Genomic DNA, 1,787 nt, shown 5'->3' with positions numbered 1-1,787 from the left:
AGAAACACAATTAATTATCCTCCAAAATATTCAAGGAGGAGGATTCTTTAATAATTTAGATCATGCAGTTTATGAAGGTGCAGATTGTGATAACTTAACAGAATTGTATTGTTCTGATGTTGATGCAAGTATTGCTGAAGGACTTACTGTAGGCAACACGTATTATATACGAGTATTTTCTGCAGGAGGAGATCCAGTAGATACTACATTTGATTTATGTATACAGCCAGGTTCTGGTAATGTTACTACAGATCAAACTACATATACAGTTGAAGAACTTGTTACAGACATATTGATAGGAGGAGAGTGTGCGGAAATTTCCAATATTACTTGGTCTACAGGTTCCGATTTTGGTGATGTAAACGGTATAGCATATTTTTCTAGAGATGGTGATGATGGTTTCCCATTTGACGAAGGAATTTTATTAACAAATGGTGACGCTTCGTTAGCGGATGGACCAAATATTAATGCCATGAGTACAGGTGGTTTTGCATGGCCAGGTGATCCTGATTTAAATACATTAGTTGGACCGAATGGTCCAGTAAACTCAAATAATGCTACTATTATAGAGTTTGATTTTGTACCATTAGCACAGAATATCAGTTTTGATTTCTTAATGGCATCAGAAGAATATGATATGGCAACGTTTGAATGTGATTTCTCAGATGCCTTTGGTTTCTTTCTTACTGATGAAGATGGTGTAACTACGAATCTAGCTGTTTTACCAGGAACTTCAGAACCTATACTTGTAACTAACATTCATCCAGATAATGGATTTTGTCCAGCAATTAATGAGGAGTTTTTTGGTGGCTATACACCTGCTAATTTACCACCAACATCATTTGATGGTAGAACCACTGTGTTTACAGCTCAATCTGCTGTAAATATTGGAGAGACCTATCATATTAAGTTAGTTATTGGAGATGATTTAGATACTGCTTTAGATTCTGGAGTTTATTTACAAGCAGGAAGTTTTGATCTTGGACAATTAGATCTTGGAGATGATATTACAATTGCCTCTGGTGTAGCAGGATGTCTTGGAGAACCTATTACTCTCAATACTCAAGCACCAAATTTAGAACATGTTTGGTTCTTAGATGGTATTGCAATAGCTGGTGAAACAGCATCAACATTCAATGCTACTGTACCAGGAGTTTATACAGCACAAGTTATTTTTAGTAGCCAATGTATCATAGAAGATTCTATTACAGTTGAGTTTTTAGACTTACCTGAAGCTAACATGCCATCAGATTTAGAAGCATGTTCAGTTACAGGTTTTGCATCCTATAATTTAAATGATAATGATGTAGAGATTTTAGGCAGTCAAAACCCTGCTGATTTTTCAGTTAGTTATCATTTAACTCAAGTTGAAGCAGATGATGGTATTGGAGCATTAACTTCTCCTTATAATAATATAATGAATCCGCAAACTATCTATGCGAGAGTTGAAAACAATACCACTGGATGTTACTCTACAACATCATTTAATTTAGTTATTAATTTACCAACGCATACTGCGACTAGTGTACCACTAATTGCTTGTGATAACGATCAAGATGGTATAGCAGAGTTTGATTTACCATCACATAATCTAGAAGTATTGGATGGGCAAGACGCATCTTTATATACATTAACATATCACGAAACACAAGCTGATGCTGATGCAAACACAGCAGCGCTTCCTAATTTATATACAAGTTCGGCAGGAACCATATTTGTTAGGGTCGAAGTAACAGGTACACCAGATTGCTATGTGACTACAAGTTTTGAATTGGTGATAGGAACTT

General features: G+C 35.5%; 1 protein-coding gene. It reads left to right on the top strand.

Going from position 1 to position 1,787, the window contains the following annotated elements:
- Positions 1-1,787 (top strand): choice-of-anchor L domain-containing protein (locus tag RM697_RS13650; RefSeq protein WP_311428454.1); only part of this gene is annotated, 1,787 nt, incomplete at both ends.

The organism is Microcosmobacter mediterraneus, assembly GCF_031846265.1.
GTDB classification, from domain to species: domain Bacteria; phylum Bacteroidota; class Bacteroidia; order Flavobacteriales; family Flavobacteriaceae; genus Microcosmobacter; species Microcosmobacter mediterraneus.
Note: the sequence above shows the minus strand (reverse complement) of the source record. Positions and strands in the feature narration are given on the sequence as shown.